The organism is Haliea atlantica (genome assembly GCF_054779855.1).
Genome location: NZ_BAAGXL010000039.1, coordinates 1 through 3217, shown reverse-complemented (window position 1 = coordinate 3217; position 3217 = coordinate 1). Strand labels below are relative to the sequence as shown.

General features: G+C 50.8%; 1 protein-coding gene. It reads left to right on the top strand.

Annotated elements, in window-relative coordinates:
• Window positions 1-130: 130 nt before the first annotated feature.
• Window positions 131-3151 (top strand): Tn3 family transposase, encoded by a 3021-nt coding sequence (locus ACYVGS_RS17775; protein WP_011783386.1) that lies wholly within the window; start codon window positions 131-133, stop codon window positions 3149-3151.
• Window positions 3152-3217: the final 66 nt, after the last annotated feature.

The window sequence follows — 3217 nt, the reverse complement described above, 5'->3', positions numbered from 1 at the left end:
GGGGTCCTAGGGATTTTGCCTCCAAATACTGCAAAAACCGTTGAAGGCCCCGTATTTACTGGCCTCCAAGCCACTATTAATTTTAATTTAGCTCGAGTTTCAGTATCTTCTTCGGCCTTTGGGTCAAAGAATGAGCAGAACCAAGCGACTATCAATTCTCACTGCCGCTGAAATCGAGGATTTATACGGCGTCCCCTCCTTCAACGAATCGTATCAACGGTTTTACTTCACGCTGAATGATAAAGAGCGCGCTGAGCTGACCAGAATAAGGCAGCGCAAGTACCGCTGTATCGCCATCGCATTGTTGGGCTATTTCAAATGCAAACCCATCTTGCTCAATCCGACGTTTAAATCCATGCAGGATGACTTGGGATTTATCGCGAAAAATCACTTTGATGGCCTGAAATTTCGACGCTTCAGTCTGAAATCCGATCAAAAGTCCCGCATTTATGAACGGATTTTTTCCATGATCGAATATGAAAATTGGAAAGATCCTGAGCATCAACCCCGGCTTGTTGAACACTTATTGGCCTGTGCTGAAAGCTGGGTTGCACCTCGTGCTCTCTTTGATGCAGCGATTGAGTTCCTGGCCCACCAGAAAATTGCCATTCCTGCCTATAGCACCCTGCAGAAGATCGTCAGTCAGGTGGTTAACCAGCATCAGCAGCGACTGCATGAGAAGATCGGCGCCGCGTGTAGCCCAAAATTGACGACTGTACTAAATACACTGGTATCCGGTAATGACCAGCTTACGTTAACACAATTGCGCGGCGGCGCGCGCAATTTCACCGGCACCGAGTTGCAGAAAGAACTCGCGGTGTATCACCACATTCAACCGCTGATGGCAGAGGTGACCGTTGTCCTCGACTCGCTTTCTCTGTCTCAAAAAAATCAGCAGCACTATGCCGAACGGATTCAATATTACGGCGCCAAAATCAAGCGTCAGTCGCCAGAGAACCAGTGCCTATATCTGCTTTGCTACCTACAGTTTCGATATCAGGAGGGGTTGGAACGCATGGCCGAAGGGTTCATTCACCACGTTCGACAGGTAAAGCAACGAGCGCATCAGCTGGCGCAGGATCGAGTTTATCGGGATTGGCAAAAGGCGGCTACCAATGTGAGTAAGGCTGCAGAAATCTTGTGCCTGTTTGTTGATGATCGTATCGACCCCAATACGTCATTCCATGCTGTACAGAAACAAGCGTTCCAGGTTCTCAATGCCAACGAGCTGAGTTCAGTCTGCCGGTACCTCGGCAATCAGAAGCAGTCGGCGGATGAGGCGTTCTGGCAACACCTGGATACGGAATCCACGTTGAGAACCGGCCTGTTACGATCACTCTTTTGCTGTCTACGCATCGAAGGCACCGATAAAACACAACGGTTGGCAGCGGTCTTGAGCCAAACTCGACAGGAGCTGGCGGCCGGCAACATGCTCAGAGATGCCAGTATTGACCGGCGTCTACCGCCAAAAGCCACGCGACCACTCTTGTTGAAACCTGACGGCGGCATAGACAAGGCTAGATATGAATGGTTCTTGTATTTGCAGATTCCCAGCCGCCTAAACGGCCAGTTAGTGCTGCCAGAAGTCATACGGTATCGTGCACTGGACGACGATCTGGTAAAACCACAGACTTGGAAAAATCAGAAGCAGGCCTTGGTCGAGGGTACGAAGCAACCCAAAATTACTGAGGATCCAAAGCAACTGATCCCGCGCATGGCGGATCGGTTGACCACTCGGCTATACGAAGTCAGCGACTATCTGGAACGCGTGGACAACAGGGATATCATTCTGCGCCCGAAGGGTGGTAAACACCTTTGGCGCTTACCGACCACCGGCAAAAAACATCTGGTGAACAATCCGTTCTTCCAGCAAATGAGGGCAATCGGAGTCGCCGATGTCTTGCGCGTGGTGGATCAGGATACCGGATTTATTGACGACTTTGAGCACGTGCTGGGCATGACCTCCAAAAGCCGCCAGTATGAAGTGGACCTGTTGGCGATCCTGATCGCCAATGCCACAAACCAGGGCATCTACGGTATCGCCCAGATCTCCGACCGCACCTATGATCAGCTGAGTACCATCCAAGCGAACTACCTTCGGCTGGAAACATTGAATGCCGCAAATGACCGCATCAACAACGCCACTACGCGACTGAGTATATTTAATCACTACAATATCCAGGATGACAACCTGCATGCCAGCGCTGATGGCCAAAAGTTCGAAGCTAAGCGCGAGACATTCCGTACCCGGTATTCCTCAAAATACTTCGGTACCAGCAAAGGGGTCTCGGCGATCAGCCTGAATGCCAATCATATGGCAATCAATGCCCGGGTGATCGGCGCTAACGAACACGAATCCCATTACATCTTTGACCTCCTGATGAACAACAGTACTGAGATCATCCCGGATACGCTCTCTACTGACACCCATGGGGTAAACCATGTGAATTTTGCTTTACTCGATCTGTTTGGCTACCGGTTCGCCCCCCGATATGCCCAGGTAGGCAGGGTTATCAACGAGATGTTCGATATCTCCGAGGACGAGAGTCAGCGGGTGAGACTCACATTGCGTAAACCCATTAACACGCAGAGTATTATGGAGTGCTGGGACACCATCCAGCGAATTGCCGTGTCACTGGCTCACCGGAAAACCACCCAAGCCATATTGGTCCGGAAACTCTCTGGCTACAAGAAAAACCACCCACTACTGAAGGCGCTGACTGAATATAACCGACTATTGAAGGCCCAATACCTGCTGGATTACATCGATAACGCCAGCCTTAGAAACCACGTGCAACGCGCCTTGAATCGGGGAGAAGCTTATCACCAGTTGCGTAGGGCAATCAGCAACGTGAACAGCGACCGGTTCCGGGGGAATAGCGACGAGGAGATACAAATCTGGAACGAAAGCGCCCGGCTGGTAGCAAATGCCATTATCTACTTCAACTCGAAAGTACTCAGCAACCTGCTGGACAGCTTCGAGGAGCAGGGCAGCGAAAAACACATGGAAACCGTAAAGGGCGCATCACCTGTCGCGTGGGAGAATATCAACTTCCGGGGTACGTATACGTTCGCGCCGACGGGAGAGCTGCCTAAACTGGATGATTTAATGGCGCCGATTGAGGGCTATCGGCCGATAAGTAAAAATTGATGCCTCTCTACAGGCTAGCAAACACGGGGGCTTCGGAGGTTTTTGCAGTATTTGGAGGCAAAATCC